The following is a 20157-nucleotide window of genomic DNA, read 5'->3' on the forward strand; positions in this document are numbered from 1 at the left end:
GTTTTCCCTTTCTCAAGTTCAAATGATACGTCATCAACTGCCTTTATTATCTCTCTTTTTATTGAGAAGGCTGTTTTCCTTACTTCGTATATCTTTTTTAATTCTGATACAGATAACACCTTACCCATCTCTCATCCTTTACTTCTATTATTGGTGGTTCCTCTTTTTTACATTTCGGCATGACAAAAGTACATCTCGGGTGAAATTTACATCCCTCTGGAAGTTCTGATAATCTGGGAACAAAACCAGGGATTGCTTTGAGCCTTTTTTCATTACCCTTAAGCCTGAATATTGAATCTAATAAACCCCTGCTGTATGGATGTAAAGGTTCTTCAAAAAAATCTTCTACATGGTTCTGTTCCAACATCCTTCCTGCATACATAATACCTATTCTTTTAACAAATCTTTTCATGATATTTAGATTATGGGTGATAAAAAGCATGGACATGTCATACCTAAAAACAAGTTCCTTCAGCAGATAAAGGATTTGAGATTCTGTTGCAACATCGAGGGCAGTCGTGGGTTCATCTGCAATCACAAGAGAGGGGTTACACGATATGGCTATGGCAATTAATATTCTCTGTCTTTGCCCACCGCTCAATTGATGTGGGTACTGGATATATTTTTTTCCTGGCTCATCAAACCCAACCTGTTTTAAAAGCTGTATAGTTTTATCCTTTACCTCTTTTTTGGTAAGATTAGTATGGATTGCGAGTGTCTCATCGACTTGCTCCCCCACCCTAAATACAGGATTAAGAGAACTCATAGGCTCCTGAAATACCATCCCGATCCTGTTCCCCCTTATTTTTTCCATCTCCTTATTCGAAAGTTGAACAAGATTTCCCCCCTCAAATATAATATCTCCGTTCACTATCTTTCCGGGTGAGGGAACAAGCCTCATAATAGAGAGAGCAGTAATTGTCTTTCCACACCCACTCTCACCTACAAGACCAAATATTTCACCTCTTTTAATCTGGAAATTGATTCCATCTACCGCTTGTACGGTGTAAGCATCTGTAAAAAAAGACGTATTAAGATTCAATACGTTTAAAAGTACATCCCTGTTTAAAGGCTCCATGATTGCTATTTTACCCTTAATAAAATATTTTTGATTATTTTAACCTTATGCTTTATACTAATCCAATATAAAATGACAAGCCTTTTACGGGCTATAGTATTTATTTACTTCTGTTTTAGTTTTAATAACATACAAGCTATGGATATCATTAAACTTCCAGAACCCAAAGATAAAAAAGTAGTCTATTTAGATGAGCTTTTAAATAAAAGGTATTCAATAAGAACCTTCAAACAGAAACCCATTTCTATTGACGACTTATCTTATATTCTATGGTGTTCTTATGGGTTTAAAAAAGATGGCGGCAGGGTTGTTCCATCTGCAGGTGCACTCTATCCCTTAGATATTTATATAATTGCAGGAAGTATTGAAGGCAAAAGGAATATGGGGATTATACCAGGTATCTACCATTATCTCCCAAACAAACACCAGATTGAATTAATCAAAAAGGGGGACATCAGGAAGGATGTAGCAAATGCATCATTATCACAAATGTGGATGGCATCCGCACCTTGTATGATTGCAATCACCTGTGAATACAAAAGAATCACGTCCAAGTATAAAGATAGAGGCATAAGGTACGCCCATATGGAAGCAGGAAATGTTTCTCAGAATATATTTCTGGCCACTTTTAATACTGGCCTCGGATGTGGTATAGTAGGAGCCTTTAATGATGACCTTGTAAAGGCAGTTATGGGAATAAACAGGATGCATGAACCATTATTAATAATGCCAATAGGATACAGATAAGGCAGTGAAGGGTTAAGAGTGACGAGTTATGAACAATATTTCAAAAAATGCACTATTCACAAATTAAATTTTACTAATTTTAAAAAGGAGTAGCTATGTTAGAACAAGATATTAAAGAAGGTCTTACCTTTGATGATGTCCTCCTGATGCCATCATTAAGTAAGATAATGCCAAAAGATGTGGATGTCTCAACTTATCTTACAAAAAATATAAAACTGCATATACCTATACTCAGTGCCGCAATGGACACTGTAACAGAGGCAAAAACTGCAATTTGTCTTGCTCAAGAAGGAGGTATAGGCATAATACATAGAAATATGGGCATTGAAGAGCAAGCCCAGGAGGTGGAAAAGGTAAAAAAATCTGAAAGCGGTATGATAGTAGACCCTATCACAATATCGCCTGAACGAAAGATAAAAGATGCACTCGATTTAATGGCAAGATACAGAATCTCTGGTATACCTGTTACAAAAGGGAAAAAACTTGTTGGCATAATAACAAATAGAGATTTGAGGTTTGAAACAAACCTCGAAGAAAAAGTCGAAAATGTGATGACAAAAGAAAACCTGGTCACCGTGAAAGAAGGTATAGGCCTTGAAGAATCAAAGCAAATCCTCCATAAACATAGAATAGAAAAACTCCTTGTGGTTGATAGGAGATTCAACTTAAGAGGATTAATTACAATAAAAGACATAGAGAAGATGAGGCAATACCCAAATTCTTGTAAAGACCATCTCGGCAGATTACGTGTCGGGGCAGCGGTAGGTGTGGGAATGGACAGGGAAATGAGGGTTGATGCATTACTGAAAGCTGGCTGTGATATAATAATGATAGACACAGCCCACGGACACTCAAAAAACGTAATTGAAGCGGTAAGGGATACAAAGAATAATTTTAAAGATGTTCAACTGATAGCAGGCAATATCGCAACAGAGGAAGGATGTGTTGCACTCATGAAGGCAGGCTGCGATTGTGTCAAGGTCGGCGTGGGACCAGGCTCAATATGCACTACAAGAATCATAGCAGGAGTCGGTGTTCCTCAAATTACAGCGATACTCTCTGTAACAAAAGTAGCGAAACGTTTCAATATACCTATAGTTGCAGATGGGGGTATAAAATTCTCCGGTGATATCACAAAAGCCATCGCCGCAGGCGCAGATACAGTAATGATAGGTAACCTTTTTGCAGGAACGGATGAAACACCCGGCGAAATGGTCCTCTATCAAGGAAGAACTTACAAGGTTTACAGAGGAATGGGCTCACTTGAGGCTATGAAGGAAGGAAAAACAAGGGATAGATACTGCATTGATGAAAACGAAATAGAAGCAAAAATTGTACCTGAAGGTATAGAAGGGAGAGTTCCATATAGGGGTTCACTTTCTATGTCTATTCAACAACTCGTCGGTGGTCTCAAGGCAGGTATGGGTTATGTCGGATGTAGAAATCTGAAAGAGCTCCAGGAGAAATCTAAATTTATGAGAATCACTTCAGCTGGATTAAAAGAAAGTCATGTTCATGATGTAATTATTACTAAAGAAGCACCAAACTACAGTGTTGAGTAAAGGCTTATGGATTATCATAAAGAAATAGTCTTAATACTTGATTTTGGTTCTCAATATACCCAATTAATAGCACGAAAGATTAGAGAGCTTGGTGTGTACTGTGAAATATTTCCATACAATATAAATTTAGATAATATAGTGTCTATAAACCCAAAGGGCATTGTTCTTTCCGGTGGTCCAAGGAGCGTGACAGAATCTGATGCCCCTGTATGCGATGAAGGTATTTTTAATTTAAATATACCTGTACTGGGCATATGTTATGGGTTGCAGCTTATTACAAAACTTTATAAAGGCAAAATTGTAAAATCAAAAAAAAGAGAATATGGAAAAGCCCATATATTTCTGGACGAAAGGGACATACTCTTAGAAGGTTTACAAAATGGTGATGTTGCATGGATGAGCCACCAGGATAGAATATTGAAAATGCCTGAAGGATTCAAAACGCTCGCACATTCCGATAATTCACCATATGCCGCTATCAGGTCGATAAAGGGTCATGTATACGGGGTTCAATTTCATCCGGAAGTTCATCATACTCCAAAAGGTAAACGTATATTAAAAAACTTTCTTTATAAAATCTGCAGGACAAAAGGTTTTTTTTCTCCAAAATCCTTTGTAGAATTAGCAATAGAAAATATTAAAAAAGAGGTTGGTAATGGCAAGGTAATTTGTGCCCTCAGCGGAGGAGTGGATTCATCAGTTGTTGCAACGCTTATACATAATGCTATTGGAAAAAAGTTACACTGTGTGTTTGTTAATAATGGTGTACTCAGAAAGAATGAGGTACAAGAGGTTTTAGACGCCTTTAAAGACAAATTACACATGAATTTGAAATATATAAATGCAGAAGATAAATTTTTGAATGCACTAAAGGGTATAAAAGATCCGGAAAGGAAGAGGAAAATAATAGGAAATATTTTTATCAAAACCTTTGAGGAAGAGGCATCGAAAATCGGTAACGTAAGATACCTTGCGCAAGGTACACTGTATCCTGATGTAATTGAAAGTACATCATATAAAGGTCCGTCTGCCACTATAAAAAGTCACCACAATGTTGGAGGGCTTCCCAGGAAGATGAAACTCAAGCTCATAGAACCATTAAGAGAACTGTTTAAAGACGAGGTAAGGATTGTGGGAAAAGAGCTTGGAATACCTGAAAACATTCTTTACAGACAACCATTTCCAGGCCCAGGTCTTGCAATAAGGATCATCGGGGATGTAAACAGAGAAAGGTTACACATATTGAAAGAAGCAGACAGTATCATTCGAGATGAAATAGAAAGAAACAGTAGCCACAGAAACATATGGCAATCTTTCGCCATCCTGATACCTGTGAAAACTGTTGGCGTAATGGGTGATGAAAGAACATATGCCAATGTGATAGCCCTTAGAATAGTAGAAAGCGAAGACGCAATGACTGCCGACTGGGCAAGAATTCCTTACGAGATACTTGACAAAATTGCCAGAAGGATAACGAATGAAGTTCCAGACGTTAACAGGGTTGTCTATGATATATCTTCTAAACCACCAAGCACTATTGAGTGGGAATAAATGAAAGATTTTGTTCACCTTCACCTCCATACCCAGTTTAGCCTTTTAGATGGTGCAATAAGGTTCGAACCATTATTCAACCTTGCAAATGCTTATAAAATGAGTGCCTGTGCCATAACAGACCATGGAAACATGTTCGGTGCCTTAGACTTTTATTTTTCGGCACAGGAATTCGGCATAAAACCAATAATTGGCTGTGAAGCTTATATTGCACCAAAATCAAGATTTGATAAAAAAGGCAGGGGCGAAGAAAACGCATACCACATAATACTTTTGGCAATGAATAATGAAGGATATAAGAACCTCATAAAAATTATAAGCCTTGCTCAACTTGAAGGTTTCTACTACGTACCGAGAATAGATAAAGAATTATTAAAAATATACAATAACGGCCTCATATGTCTTACAGCCTGTATTAAAGGTGAAATACCAAGTCTGATTTTAAAATCTGATGAAAAAGGTCTGAAAAATACAATAGAAGAATATCTTACAATATTCGGAGATAGACTTTATTTTGAGTTACAGGATAATGGCCTCCAAGAACAAAAAAAGGTTAATGAGACACTGATTAATCTATCGAAATATTATGGAATTCCCTTTGTAGCTACTAACGACTGCCACTATCTTAAAAAAGAAGAAGCAAGGGCACATGAACTCTTATTGTGCATTCAAACAGGCAAAACAATAAACGACAAAGACAGGCTCAGCTTTAAAAGCGACGAGTTTTATTTTAAATCCAAAGAAGAGGTTGAGCTCGCTTTTTCTCAATACCCTGAAGCGTTATCAAATACTCTTAAAATAGCCGAGATGTGTAACATAACTATCGATGTGGGAACATACCATTTCCCGGAATTTAAATCACCGTCCAATTTAGAACCGGGGGAATACTTTGAAAACCTCTGCACAAACGGTTTTGAAAAAAGAATCCCGCACATTCAGTCTTCATATGAAGCTTTTAATGACGAGCTATTTGAAAAATATAAAAACAGGCTTTCCTATGAAATAGATGTCATTAAAAAAACAGGTTTTGTAAGCTACTTTCTGATTGTTGCAGATTTCATAAGATTTGCAAAATCAGAGGGTATTCCTGTAGGTCCAGGAAGAGGATCTGCCGCTGGGAGTCTTGTTGCATATTGCCTTAACATTACAGATATAGATCCGCTTAAGTACGATTTAATTTTTGAAAGGTTTTTAAATCCTGAAAGAATCAGTATGCCCGATATTGATGTCGATTTCTGTATGGACGGCAGAGAAAGGGTGATTCAATACGTTACAGAAAAATATGGCAAGGATAATGTAGCCCAGATAATCACCTTTGGAACCATGCAGTCAAAAGCTGCAGTTAGAGATGTAGGAAGAGCACTGGGAATACCATACGCAGAGGTAGACAGAATAGCAAAACTTATTCCGTCAGCTAATATAGGCATAGAAAAAGCTATTCACGAAGAATCACAACTTAAAGAACTTTATCAAAATGATAATAGAATAAAAGAACTCCTCGATAACGCAATGGTTTTAGAAGGCCTTGCAAGACATGCATCAACTCATGCAGCCGGGATAGTGATATCAAACAAGCCTCTTTCTGAACATCTCCCCCTCTACAAAGGGCAAAAAGGTGAAACAATAACCCAGTATGCTATGAAAACTATAGAAAAGATAGGGCTGGTAAAATTCGACTTTCTCGGCTTGAAGACCCTTACAATAATAGATAATGTGATCAAGCTACTAAAATCTGAAGGAATAGAAATAGATATAACTAATATCCCGTTAAATGATGAAAAAACCTATGAACTCCTCTCTTCTGGCAATACATCGGGGGTATTCCAGCTTGAAAGTAGAGGGATGAAGGAACTGCTTACAAAGCTTAAACCTTCAAAATTCGAAGATATTATTGCTCTCATTGCACTTTATAGACCAGGACCCCTGACAAGCGGTATGATGGATGAATTTATAAGAAGAAAAAATAGACCCTCACTCGTAAAATATGAAACAGTACTTTTGGAAGAAATTCTAAAGGATACGTACGGGGTAATCATCTATCAAGAACAGATAATGAAGATAGCGTCTAAACTTGCCAATTTTCCTCTAAAAGATTCAGATACCCTTAGAAAGGCTATAAGTAAAAAAAATCCAGAGCAACTTGAGAGCTATAGAGAAAAATTTATAAACGGCGCTATTTCTAACGGTGTTACAACTGCTGTGGCCAGTAAAATTTACGATGTAATTTTACGTTTTGGTGAATATGGTTTTAACAAGTCTCATAGCACCGCATATGCACTTATCGCATATCAGACAGCCTTTTTGAAAGCCCATAATTACATCCCTTTTATGGCTGCTATTCTTACAAGCGAAGTAAATAACACAGATAACATGATAAAATACATCACAGAATGTAGAGAAAATGGGGTCGAAATATTACCACCTGATATAAACAAAAGTGATAAATCATTTATAATGGTCGGGAATAAAATGAGGTTTGGACTGTCAGGAATAAAAAACGTAGGTGGTGCCGCTATTGAAAACATTCTCAGTGTGAGAGAGGAACTGGGAGAATTTACCTCCTTTACTCAGTTTTGTAATGTCATAGATTCAAGAAAGGCAAATAAAAAGGTGGTTGAAAGTCTTGCTAAGGCAGGATGTTTTGACAATATGGGTTTAAAAAAATCCCAAATTCTTTTTATAACAAAAGAAAAAACAGATAAGATGCAAAAAAAGGATACAAAAGATGGATACCAAATGGATATGTTTGGAACAATAAATAATGCACCGGAAATACCTGACATTGAAGAGCTTTCTTATGATGAAATCCTGCGGGGCGAAAAGGAAGCCCTTGGTTTCTACTTCAGTGAACATCCTCTGAAATCTTATGAAAACATCATAAAGCAAATAACCACTTTTGATACCCAAAACATAAAAGAGATGGAGACCACAGAAGATGTAAATATCGTTGGGATAGTTAACGGATATAAAGAAATAGTCACAAAAAAAGGCGATAGAATGGCATACATAACATTAGAAGATACTAAAGGTATAATTGAAGCAATTATTTTCCCTGATTTATTTTCTAAACATCTATTCGTTATTAAAAGCGATAAACCATTATTTATAAATGGAACGGTGGAAAGAACTGAAGAAGGTAATACCAGGATAATAGCAAAAAATATAGCATTGCTTGAAGATGTAACAAATGGGATGAGAACGATGATAAAAATAAAAATCAATTGTGAAATATTCAAGAAAGAGGATCTAAGAAAATTAAAAGATATCCTGTATAGTTTGAAGGGAAACTCTAAGGTTGCTCTTGAATTTCAATTGAATGGAGAAAAACATTATTTCAATATCCAAAACCTGAGGGTTGACCACAATAAGATGGACGTGTTATTAAAACATTTTAAGGACAGCATAGACTATGAGGTATTAGATGAGATACTATCTTGATTTTGAAAAAAGACTTGAATCTTTAGAGAGAAGAATAGATGAGATAAAAAGGTTTTATGATATAAATGATCCTCATTATTCTAAAGAGATATTGTATATCTCTAAAAAAATTTATAAATTTGAAAAAGAAATATACGGGGATCTTACAAATTGGCAAAGGTCTCAAATCTCCAGACATTTAAATAGACCACACACACTGGACTATATAAACAGCCTATTTACTGACTTTACAGAACTTTACGGGGATAAAAAATATAAAGACGACCCGGCAATTGTTGTGGGATTTGCAAGATACGAGGAAATAAGCTTAGCGGTTGTTGGACACCAAAAAGGGAAAGATGTGAGGGAGATGGGTCTCAGAAACTTTGGTATGGCACACCCTGAAGGTTACAGAAAGGCAATGAGGATCATGGATTTAGCAAACAGGTGGGGGAAACCTATCATAACCTTTATAGATACTCCCGGGGCATTCCCTGGTATAGGAGCTGAAGAAAGAGGTCAAGCTGAGGCAATTGCTTCAAGCATATATTTTATGTTTTCTATGGATGTTCCAATAATCACCATAATTATAGGCGAAGGAGGCAGTGGAGGTGCATTAGCAATAGGAGTAGGTGACAGAATTTTGATGTTAGAAAATGCTACCTACTCTGTAATTTCACCAGAAGGTTGTGCAGCAATACTCTGGAGAGACGGTTCAAAAGGACCATTGGCCGCGGAAGCACTCAAACCAACATCATATGACCTTTTAAAACTCAATGTTATAGATGAAATTATTAAAGAACCATTTGGTGGAGCACATAGAAACTGGGAGCAGACCCTCTTTAATACAAAAAATTCACTAATAAAGCACTTAAAAGAGTTAATAAAAGTACACCCCGAAGAATTAAAACAGGAAAGATATGAAAAATTTAGAAAGATGGGGATATTTAAGGAAACAACATGAATAAAATCACTTTAGACATAACAAACGTTCTATCGAAGACCATAGGGAAAGAAGGGCTTGACACGCAAGCAATTACAGGTATTTTATCAAAGCTTGAAGTGTATAATAAAACACTCTGGGATGCACCCTACCCTTTCATGGAATTGCCCTCAAAGAGATTTCAATTTAAAGAAATGAAAAGGCTTGCAGATAATATCAAAACAAAAAATATAAAAAATCTTGTACTCCTTGGAATAGGAGGCTCATCACTTGGTACAGAAACTATATTTAATGCCCTGCTTCATCCGTTCCATAATCTTAGTGAAGGTTTAAGGAACGGTAAACCGCGTTATTTTATTCTCGATAATATTGACCCTCATAAAATTAATAGAATAATAGACATGATTAAAAAAGAAAAAGAGAATACACTCTTAATAGTAATAAGCAAATCCGGAGAAACACCTGAAACAACCTCTCAATTTATGATATTTGAAGAAATACTGAGTAAGAAACCAAATTTCAGGGATAGAGTTGTAATCATAACAGACAAAAAGAAAGGTATTTTGAAAGAAATAGTAGACAGGGAAGAATATCCGGTCTTGAATGTACCGGAAGGTGTTGGGGGAAGGTTTTCTGTGCTTACCCCGGTTGGTCTTTTCCCATCGATTGCTATGGGTATAAATATAGACGAAATAGCAGATGGAGCTAATAGTATGGCAATTCATGTGAAAAAGGCAGTACCCCAAAAGAACATGGCTATTATGATTGCAAGCATTCTCTATCTCATGGACAAAAAGGGGAAAGGTATTCACGTTATTATGCCTTACTGTGAAAGGCTTTCTGGATTTGCTGATTGGTTCAGACAACTTGAAGGAGAAAGTCTCGGTAAAAATAATCTTGGGGCAACACCGTTAAAGTCAATTGGTGTAACCGATCAACATTCTCAGTTGCAATTATACATTGATGGTCCGAAGAATAAATGTATCATGTTTTTATATTCTGCCAATGAAAAAAGGGTCATTCCAAAAAGTTTCCCCTATATTGAAGCGTTAGACTACCTTGCAGGAAAGGATTTGAAAGACCTGTTTCATGCAGAATTCTTAGGAACAAGCCTTTCACTTACCGAGGTTAAAACACCAAATTTTTCACTATTACTTAATGAAATTAACGGCTATAACCTTGGTGCTTTATTCTTCTTATATGAGATGGTCATTACATTTCTTGGCTACCTCTATAGTATAAATCCTTTTGATCAGCCTGGCGTGGAGCTTGGCAAAATATATACAAAAGCTATCATGGGGAAAAAGGGTTTTGAAACAAAGCGTATCGCTGCTGAAGCAAGGTTATCAACCCAAAAGACCGTTATAACCTTTTAATATCTGCTTTTATTTTCTCCAGTTTAATTTTTGTAATCCTTCGCCCCTCAATGCCAACTACAGTGAACTTGTATGCACCATGATAGATAATCTCTCCACCTTTTGCTATTCCCTGAAGTTGAGTTAGTATGAAACCACCAAGGGTATCATAATCTGGAGATTCTGCAAGATTAAGGGTTAATACATTATTTAAATCCCTGATAGAATATGAAGCATCTACGATTATAGAACCATCCCTCAGTCTTTCCATCCTGTTATCCACATCCGTTTCATCCATTATCTCACCAAATATTTCCTCCATTATATCTTCAAGTGTTACCATGCCAACAGTTGTCCCATACTCATCTATGACAACCGCCAGATGGATGTGCCTTTTCTGCATCTCTTTTAAAAGAATACTTATTTTCATGGTATCAGGAACGAAATAAGGCTTCTTAAGAATTTTTTCTAAATCAAATTGCTCTTTTAACCAGATATGCTTGATAATATCTTTATGATAGGCAATACCAACTATATTATCTATATAATCCCTGTAAACAGGGTATCTTGAAAATTCATTTTCAATGATATATTCCAATACCTCATCTTTACTACTTGCAATATTAATAGCATAGATATTTGGTTTCGGAACCATGATTTCTTTTACAGACCTATCAGCAAAATCAAAAACACCATGTATCAATTCTTCCTCTGTTCTGTCAAATACCCCTCTCCTTCTTCCCTCCTCAAGTAATATCTTTATTTCACTTTCTCCTATATGTTCTTCCCCCTTCTTTAAATTAAGGCTTTTAACGATAAACATGGTGGAAAAGGTAAGAAAATTCACAACAAAGAAGAAAAACCTTGATGTAAAATCAAAGATAGGTACAATCCTCAGGGCCACTCTTTCTTTGTAATTGATGCCTATATATTTGGGCACAAGCTCTCCTATAACAAGAAAAAGATATGTGAGCACCACTACAATAAATATAAGCGAAATAGTTTCAGAAAAGGTCCTGATAAAAGGGATTCTGTTTAAAATAGGCACAATATATCTTATCGAAAGCATACCACCTATAGCCGATGCGAGTATCCCAAATAATGTAATGCCTATCTGTACAACAGACAAAAATTTTTCTGGATTTTCCTTCATCTCAAGTAATGTTTCAACCCTCTTCTCCTTCTTTTCCTTAATCATTTCTTTTATCTTGCTTTTTCTTGATGAAACAATTGCTATCTCCCCCGCAGAAAAGATACCATTAAGTACTATTAAAACAATTATTAAAAAGATTTCTAAAAGAGGGCTACCCATTGCTCTGGAAATGTTCCTTGACCTGATACATAAAAGCCTCAAGCCTTGTTATTATATTTGTTATACCCTGACCATCGAATGCTATATTTATAATAGGAACATTATATTTTCTCTGAATCAATCTCATGATAGCACTGGATATTGTTCCAGGCATACATGAAAAAGGCATTGCATTGACAATACCCGAGATTCCTTTATCAATAAAATCAACACTTTTACCAACGCTCAATATTGCTTCTCCCTCAAAACTCTCATGAATATAATCACTCGCCTTATCAAGAATCTGCTCTACCTTCGGTTCCTCTCCGTATTTTAAATACTGTTTAAATATTTTCTCCATTTCATGTTCATCTTTTCTTTGAATATATTCAGTAATCATCAAGTATAACATATTTGAAAATCTATTTTTTTTCAGGCTCTTCTTCTTTCCTACATAGTTTATATAAGCTATCCATTCTGTGATAGGTGCAAGCCATACTTCACCGCCAAATCCTTCTATCCTCCTGACCAGGTCATTATTGCTGAATCTATTGGATCTGATGTATATCTCACCAACTATTCCAACAATCGGTTTTTTTGTTTCCCTCCTTTTGATATTTAAAAATCTCTTCACTATATCTTCAAGAACTCCAATTATCCTATCCCCGTCTTTTTCCAGTGTTTCTGAAATTCGTAAAAGTGATTCCTTATAAATCCTATCGGTTTCTCCTTTATTCTCCTCGTAAGGCCTTATCTCGTGAAGCATTTTCACTATAAGGTCTACTGCTACTACAGCTCTCCACCCTAACCGTGAGAATTTTCCTCCCATTATATTAAATTCCTTATAAAATCTGTCATCCTGATTAGGTGCATAAATAGGCACATCCTTAAATCCCATTTCATCCAGCACTATCCTATGAAACCTGTGGTATTGTCCAAAACGGCAAGGCCCGCTCCCGGAAAGCATGAAAAATGCGCTCCTTGCAGGATCGAATGTTTCTTTCCTTGTGCATTTCACCATATCCCCTGTGGTTAATATACAAGGATAACACTCTTTCCCCGTTGTAAATTTTCTTCCCAGGTAAACAGTTTTTTCATCGGATTCTTCCATTACTTCAGCATCTACACCGCATGCCTTGAAAACACTTGAGAGCGTAAAGGCATGATCAGACATATAAGGTATATAAATTTTTCTTCTATTACCATCTACCCCAAATCGTGGTGCTTTACTTTTTATAACTCTCGACTCAACCCTCGCATTTTTTATACTGTCAAGAAATGCTTCCAGCCTTGTAATAATTCCTGCATCCGCACTGTGTTCATCAATCTCTAACTGCAAGAAAGGCTTACCTTTAATAATCCTTTCGAAAAAGTGGATTATAAATGAGTCTGGACCACAACCGAAGCTCGTTATATATATTCCATATAAATTATTATTGTTTTTTATAAATTTAGCGGCCTTCAATATTTTCTGTCCGTAAGCCCAATACATATTTTCCAGATCATCATCACTTTCAACCCCATCTACTAAGGGTAGCATGTCCATGGGTATTGGTTTTACACCAAGGTCCATTAATTTTTTATGGATATTAAGATTAGCCCCTGGATCCGCACTATTATATGGTCTGCCGATGATTACCATTGCCTTATCATTATCACCAATCTCTGACAAAAATCGAGAGCCATATTCTGAACATTTCTTATAAAATGTTTCCTGCACTTCCATCGCAACATCAAACGCCTTTTTTATTTCCTTCTTTGATTTTTTCAATCCCTTCCCATAATCCATTAGATTTTGTAAAGCCACCTCTCTCCCTTCTCCGAAATAGACAATAGGAGAATCAACACCTACCCCCAACGCTTTGAAATTGATGGATGCTTTTACAGTATAGGGTATAGATTGTGCATATGGACAGGTAAAGGTATTCAATACACGTTGAAAAGGTTTTTTAAGATTTATAATGCTTGGAATAAAGATTCTTTTAATTCCTTTACTGATTATATTAAGAATATGACCATGTGCCAACTTTATAGGAAAACATGTTTCAACGATGATGTTCTCCACCCCTTCTCTGATTATTTTTTTATTTGTTATATCCGAAAGAACAACTGAAAATCCAAGCTCAGAAAAAAAGCTTTTCCAAAAAGGTAAAAGTTCATGCATATTTAAAATTTTGGGAATTCCAATAGGTTCCCCATCAACCTTCTTATCATACACATTGGTAAGAATTTCATCCCTTGTTTTAAAAAGGTCCTGTGTATCCTTTTTCTCAACCCTTCTTATAACATCATACTTCTCACATCTGCTACCGTAATAAAGAGGGGTTTCTTTCTCAACCGTTACCTTCCTGATTTCACATAAGTTTTCACACCCCTTACATTCAAACGTATCTATCTGGTATGACCTTTTGCTTAAGTCAAAACCTTTAAATTTGCTTTTCTCCCAATTCTTCTCCTTCATTGCAAGTATTGCAACACCTATAGCACCTGTTACATCATGGTGTGGTGGAACTTTAACTGACTTTTTAAGAACCTTCTCAAATGCCGCTATAACACCTTTATTAAAAGCAGTGCCTCCCTGAAAAAATATTTTTTCCCCTATTCTCTTATCCCCCACCACTTTGTTTAAGTAATTCATCACAATTGAATAAGAAAGACCACCCACAATATCATCAGTTCTTGCCCCTCTCTGTTGGTAATGGACTAAATCCGATTCGATAAATACTGTACATCTTTCACCCATCTTTACAGGCCTTTTCGAATTGAGGGCAAGAGTTCCGAACTCCTCTTTAATAGATATACCGAGTCTCTCAGCCTGTTCCTCTAAAAAGGAACCTGTTCCTGCTGCACATGCTTTATTCATCTCAAAATCTACAATCACACCATTATCTATGCTTATGTACTTTGAATCCTGTCCGCCAATTTCAAATACAGTATCTACCTCCGGGTCTATATCAATTGCTGCCTCTGCCTGAGCAGTTATTTCATTCCTTACTATGTCGGCGCTGATAAAATCACCCGTCAGGTATCTTCCAGAACCAGTGGTTCCTGCACCTATTATCTCAACAAGGTTTCCTACCTCTTCACCTATCTCAGCAAGACCTCTTTTCACCGCTTCAAGAGGTCTTCCCTCAGTCATAAGATACCTTTTCGCAATGATATTCTTGTCTTCATCAATAATTACAAGGTTTGTGCTTATTGAACCCACGTCAACGCCAAGATATACCTTTGTCTTTTGATAGATCTTCCTTAATTCGTAAGGTACATTAAGATTCTCTTTTGAGATCTTTAATGGTTCGTGTCCTTCCTCGATCTTCTCTTCCTTTAAATATTCATCCACCTTTCCTAAACCAAGAAATGTCTGTTTCAATGATGGTTCATCAAGGACTGTATAAATAGCCCCTATAGCGCCCATTGAAGTAAAATGTTCAGGGATAAAAAACTCGCCGTCCTGCAAAGAGAAGACATCTTTTATAGCTTTTCTCATACCAGCATTTGCTGCTACCCCTCCAATAAAGGCAAGCGGGGTTCCTACTTCTTTCCCCCTGGCAATATTGCCTTTAAAATTTCTTGCGAGGGCATAACATAAACCCGCAACTATTTCATAATCAGGGGTTGCTGTCTGCTGAAGGTGTATCATATCTGTTTTTGCAAACACCGTACACCTTCCAGCAATCCTCGGTGGGGTTTTTGACTTTAGTGCTAATTCACTGAATTCTTCAATTGTGAAGCAGAGTCGGGATGCCTGCTGGTCTAAAAAGGCACCTGTCCCTGCAGCACATAATGCATTCATCGAAAAATCTTTTACCCTTAACCTATTATCTCTTCCGTTGGTTTCAAATATAATAATCTTTGAATCTTCCCCCCCTATATCTATTACACTTCCCACACGGGGGTACAGGTAACTGAATCCTCTTGCCAATGCCACAATTTCATTTATAAAAGTAGCCCCTGTAAGGGTGGCAAAAATTTTTGCTCCAGTACCGGTGGCAGCTATAAAATCTACATCGTATGTCCTTGATAATTCACCAACAACATCTCTTCCAACTTCTATAGACTTCCCCTTATGGCGTATATATCTGTTTTCCAGAATGTTTCCTGCCTGATTCAACACGACAATGCTTACACTCACAGAACCAATATCAATACCTATTCTGTGCATTATTGAACTACCCCCTCATAATATATAAAGGTTTTGATTTTAAAAGTTTCTTGTGTTAATTATACTCTAATCAACAAAAATATCAATGATGAAAAGGGTTCATATATTAGTGAGCGGAATAGTCCAAGGCGTATTTTTCAGACACAATACCATGAAAAAGGCTAATGAATTAGATTTAAAAGGATGGGTTAGGAACCTAAGGGATGGAGGGGTAGAACTCCGATGTGAAGGTAATGATGACGACGTGGATAAAATGATTGAATGGTGTAAAAAGGGGCCACAGGGTGCATATGTAGAAAAAGTAGACGTAAAATGGGAAGACTATGCGGGTGAATTCAAAGCATTCCAGATCATCTACTAAACACTCATATTATCCTATATTTTTAGATATTTCAGACAACCCCTGCCTTGTAGTAGGTGGTGGTAGGGTTGCCGAAAGAAAGGTCAAAATGCTTCTCAAGTTCAATGCCAAAATTAAACTGGTAAGCCCTAAAGTTACTAAAACACTATCCAAACTTGCTGAAAATGGACAAATAGAAATTATTAAAAGAGAATATATGGATAAAGACATAGATGGAATGAGACTGGTGTTCGCTGCAACAAATATTGAAGAAATAAATAGTAAGATCAGGAAAGAAACCAAAAAAAGGCATATACCTGTAAATGTGGTAGATAATCCTGATCTTTGTGATTTCATTGTCCCATCTATAGTAAAAAAGGGCCCAATCATTATTGCTATTTCCACTTCAGGGATTCTACCCTTGTTATCCAAAAAACTTAAGGAAGAGATTAACAACTACATTACTGCAGATTATATAAAATATGGTTTTATTATTGGAAAGTTTAGAAAGCTTCTTGTTGAAAAGGTGAAGGACAAACAAAAAAGAATAGCTATTATGAAAGAAATTAATAAGATGGGTATCAAAGAATTAACAGAGATGGGGTTTAAAAAAATCAAAAATATGTTCTTAACTATACGGGAATGAACGTTTATACATTCTACATCTCACTATCCTTTTATCTGTTATCCACACTATTTTATTTGCTCTATTTAGTGATCTATAAGAAAAAAATGGAAAGGTTGGGTCATTACTCTTTACTAATAGGTTTTATTATCCATTTACTCTCTACATCTATCAGATACATTCAGGCTGGGTATACTCCAATAACAAACATTTATGAATCACTTTCTTTTTTTTCCCTATGTATAGCTGGTTTTTTTCTATATCTAAAAAAATCTTACAGGATAGAAATAATGGGGTGTGTTGTACTTCCTGCTCTCTCTATAATATTAATCTGGGCTTTAACATTTCCAACCAATATAAAACCCCTTCCACCTGTGCTTAAAAGCTACTGGTTGCCTGTCCATACCATATTCTCTTTCGCTGGCAACGCTATCTTTTTCATAAGCTTTTTTGTATCTACCCTATACCTTATGATCGAGAGAGGAATAAAAAAGAAAAAATTCCACCCCATTTTAAGCCGGTTTCCTTCACTCGAAACACTTGATTCGATAAACTATAGATGCATGTCATATGGCTTCCCGTTTCTTACCATTGGTATTATAACCGGTTCAATCTGGGCAGGATTTGCATGGGGGTCTTATTGGAGTTGGGATCCAAAGGAAACATGGTCGCTCATAACATGGATTGTATATGCCATTCTCATCCATAATAGACTTGCAATAGGCTGGAGAGGTAGAAAAACTGCATACATGATGATTATAGGTTTTTTCTCGATATTATTCACATTCTTAGGAGTTAATCTCTTTATGGGGGGACTACATTCATACGTATAAATATAGTAAGGAGTATGGAGTAGGGTGCATGCAGTTCACTGCCTGCTGCCTGCTGCCTGCTGCCTACTTGTTTCTTAGATAGGGAAACTATGCATATCGTTGTATTTGGACTTAACCACAACACTGCTCCTATTGAAATAAGAGAGAGACTTTATATTTCAGAGACAACCATCCCGGAACTGTTAAATGACCTAAAAAAACATGGTATCAATGAAGCTGTCATAATCTCCACCTGCAACAGGACTGAAATATATTTTTACTGTGATAACCTTGAAGAATCTTTTAAAACAATAAGGGACATACTAACAGGCCATTTTGAGGTAGAATCAGAATGGCTACACGATTATACCTACATATTCAAAGATGAAGATGCTTATAGACATCTATTCCTCGTTGCCTCAGGGCTTGATTCTATGGTTATTGGGGAGCCTCAAATCCTCGGCCAGGTTAAAGATGCCTATAGAGTTGCCACCTTCCACAATTCAACAGGTTTTTTTCTCGACAGGGTTTTTCACAGAACATTCAATGTAGCAAAAAGGATAAGGACCGAGACGAAAATAGGGTATAACCCTGTATCAATAAGCTCCATGGCGATTGAGCTTTCAAAAAAGATTTTCGGTGAACTTAAAAACAAAGGGATTCTTGTAATAGGAGTTGGTGAAATGTGCGAGATTGCCCTCAAGCATTTCAGGAAGGAAGGTTTAAACGAGATATTTATTACAAACAGGACATTTCAAAACGCTCAAAAACTTGCTGAGGATATCATAGGCATTCCTTATCCTTTCCAGGATATACCGAGTTTACTCATAAAAGTTGATATAGTACTCTCTTCTACGGGTTCTGAGAAACCCATAATTGATAAGACACTTGTCCTTTCTATAATGAAAAAAAGAAAGAATAGGCCCTTGTTTTTTATAGATATAGCGGTTCCAAGGGATATAGATCCCGAAGTCAATAACATTGGAAATGTATATCTATACAATATTGATGACCTTATGGGGCTTTCACAAAAACACCTTTCAGATAGGTTGAAAGAATCAGAAAAGGCACACGGTATTGTGGAAGAAGAGGTGGCAAAATTTTCCCGCTGGCTTAAGCAATTGAATACGAGCCCACTCATCGCACACATTTATGAAAAAGCTGAAGAAATAAGGAACAAAGAATTTAAAAAAACCTTAAGTAAGTTAAAGAACATGGACGAAGATACATCAAAGACTGTTGACATGCTTACCAGGACAATTATTAATAAACTAATCCATCCGCACATATCGCTTATTAAACAAAATGGAACCCCTGCGGTGTTGGAAATTATGAAAAAATTATTTAGATTTGAGGAGGAAGATGAAGAAGAGATGGATAATCGGGACAAGGGGCAGTAAACTCGCATTAAAACAAACAGAGATAGTAGTAAAAAACCTTGAATATCTTTACCCTGACAACCAATTTCTCATAAAAACCATAAAAACAACGGGTGATACTATCTGGGACACACCCTCACACCTGATAGGTGGAAAGGGACTGTTTGTTACAGAAATAGAGGAAAAATTATTAAACAAAGAGATAGACATGGCTGTCCACAGTATGAAAGATCTGCCAACAGAACTTAAAGAAGGACTTACCATAGGGGCTGTTTTAAAAAGAGAAGATTCGAGAGATGTCTTCATCTCTTTCACCTATGACAGCATTAAAGACATCAAACATGAAGCAAGGATTGGAACAAGTAGCTTAAGAAGAAAAGCTCAAATCCTTCATTATAACAGTAAAATAGAGGTGGTCCCCCTTAGAGGAAATGTTGATACAAGAATAAAAAAAATTAAGACACAATCGTTAGATGGTATCATACTTGCCTATGCAGGGGTAAAAAGGATGGGCCTTGAAGGGTATATAAAGGAAATTCTTCCCCTTGATGTTATGATACCATCTTCTGGCCAAGGGGCTATTGGAATAGAAATCAGGAACAAAGACGAGGTATTTGAACTTCTAAAACCTATAAACCACGAAAATAGCTTCTACGAGGTATCGATAGAAAGAAAACTTCAGTCTAAAATTGGTGGTGGTTGCCATGTACCCTTAGGGATAAATGCAACCCTCTCAGATGAAATATTAACAATCAATGTGGCATTAGGGAATGAGAATGGAAAACCTCTTATAAAAGAAAAACAGGTGGGAAATAAAGAAAATGCAGATGAGTTGATATCAAACGTGTTAAAAAAAATAGTCGCTCAATAAACCAAAAAAATATCAAAAATCTTC

At 36.4% G+C, this 20157-nt stretch carries 14 protein-coding genes; 11 read left to right on the top strand and 3 right to left on the bottom strand.

Features of this window, described 5'->3' with window-relative positions:
* Positions 1-97: 97 nt before the first annotated feature.
* Complete coding sequence (locus tag NTU69_07235) at positions 98-1078, bottom strand: ABC transporter ATP-binding protein (GenBank protein MCX5803309.1); 981 nt, start codon at positions 1076-1078, stop codon at positions 98-100.
* A gap of 138 nt (positions 1079-1216) precedes the next feature.
* On the opposite strand from NTU69_07235, the gene NTU69_07240 reads away from it, so the two are divergent.
* The 6 genes from NTU69_07240 to NTU69_07265 all read left to right on the top strand — a co-directional run bounded on the left by NTU69_07240 (position 1217) and on the right by NTU69_07265 (position 10674).
* Positions 1217-1825, top strand: a complete 609-nt coding sequence (locus NTU69_07240; protein ID MCX5803310.1) for a SagB/ThcOx family dehydrogenase — start codon at positions 1217-1219, stop codon at positions 1823-1825.
* Positions 1826-1920: 95 nt separating this feature from the next.
* Positions 1921-3387: an IMP dehydrogenase gene (gene guaB, locus NTU69_07245; GenBank protein MCX5803311.1), complete on the top strand. Its 1467-nt coding sequence runs from the start codon at positions 1921-1923 to the stop codon at positions 3385-3387.
* 6 nt (positions 3388-3393) lie between these two features.
* Positions 3394-4938, top strand: coding sequence for a glutamine-hydrolyzing GMP synthase (gene guaA, locus NTU69_07250; protein MCX5803312.1), 1545 nt, complete (start codon positions 3394-3396; stop codon positions 4936-4938).
* Positions 4939-8376 (top strand): DNA polymerase III subunit alpha, encoded by a 3438-nt coding sequence (locus NTU69_07255; GenBank protein MCX5803313.1) that lies wholly within the window; start codon positions 4939-4941, stop codon positions 8374-8376.
* Positions 8360-9319 carry an acetyl-CoA carboxylase carboxyltransferase subunit alpha gene (locus NTU69_07260; protein ID MCX5803314.1) on the top strand — a complete coding sequence of 320 codons (960 nt, stop codon included), beginning with the start codon at positions 8360-8362 and terminating at the stop codon, positions 9317-9319. The genes NTU69_07255 and NTU69_07260 overlap by 17 nt, the downstream gene beginning before the upstream one ends.
* Entirely contained in the window at positions 9316-10674 is a 1359-nt protein-coding gene (locus NTU69_07265; protein MCX5803315.1) for a glucose-6-phosphate isomerase, read from the top strand. The genes NTU69_07260 and NTU69_07265 overlap by 4 nt, the downstream gene beginning before the upstream one ends.
* Here NTU69_07265 and NTU69_07270 read toward each other — a convergent pair.
* Both NTU69_07270 and NTU69_07275 read right to left on the bottom strand, forming a co-directional pair.
* Positions 10661-11965 (bottom strand): hemolysin family protein, encoded by a 1305-nt coding sequence (locus tag NTU69_07270; GenBank protein ID MCX5803316.1) that lies wholly within the window; start codon positions 11963-11965, stop codon positions 10661-10663. The genes NTU69_07265 and NTU69_07270 overlap by 14 nt on opposite strands.
* Entirely contained in the window at positions 11958-16106 is a 4149-nt protein-coding gene (locus NTU69_07275) for an acyl-CoA dehydratase activase (protein MCX5803317.1), read from the bottom strand. Before NTU69_07275 ends, NTU69_07270 begins: the two co-directional genes overlap by 8 nt.
* 85 nt (positions 16107-16191) lie before the next feature.
* On the opposite strand from NTU69_07275, the gene NTU69_07280 reads away from it, so the two are divergent.
* From NTU69_07280 to hemC, 5 genes are all read left to right on the top strand, one after another.
* Complete coding sequence (locus tag NTU69_07280; protein MCX5803318.1) at positions 16192-16467, top strand: acylphosphatase; 276 nt, start codon at positions 16192-16194, stop codon at positions 16465-16467.
* On the top strand, positions 16436-17092 hold the full coding sequence (locus NTU69_07285; protein ID MCX5803319.1) for a bifunctional precorrin-2 dehydrogenase/sirohydrochlorin ferrochelatase: 657 nt from the start codon (positions 16436-16438) through the stop codon (positions 17090-17092). Before NTU69_07280 ends, NTU69_07285 begins: the two co-directional genes overlap by 32 nt.
* Positions 17093-17178: 86 nt before the next feature.
* Entirely contained in the window at positions 17179-17904 is a 726-nt protein-coding gene (gene ccsB, locus NTU69_07290) for a c-type cytochrome biogenesis protein CcsB (GenBank protein MCX5803320.1), read from the top strand.
* Between the two features lie 89 nt (positions 17905-17993).
* Complete coding sequence (gene hemA / locus NTU69_07295; protein MCX5803321.1) at positions 17994-19283, top strand: glutamyl-tRNA reductase; 1290 nt, start codon at positions 17994-17996, stop codon at positions 19281-19283.
* On the top strand, positions 19246-20133 hold the full coding sequence (hemC, locus tag NTU69_07300; GenBank protein MCX5803322.1) for a hydroxymethylbilane synthase: 888 nt from the start codon (positions 19246-19248) through the stop codon (positions 20131-20133). Before hemA ends, hemC begins: the two co-directional genes overlap by 38 nt.
* Positions 20134-20157: the final 24 nt, after the last annotated feature.

The sequence above is a fragment of the Pseudomonadota bacterium genome, assembly GCA_026388215.1.
Classification (GTDB): Bacteria; Desulfobacterota; Syntrophorhabdia; order Syntrophorhabdales; family Syntrophorhabdaceae; genus JAPLKF01.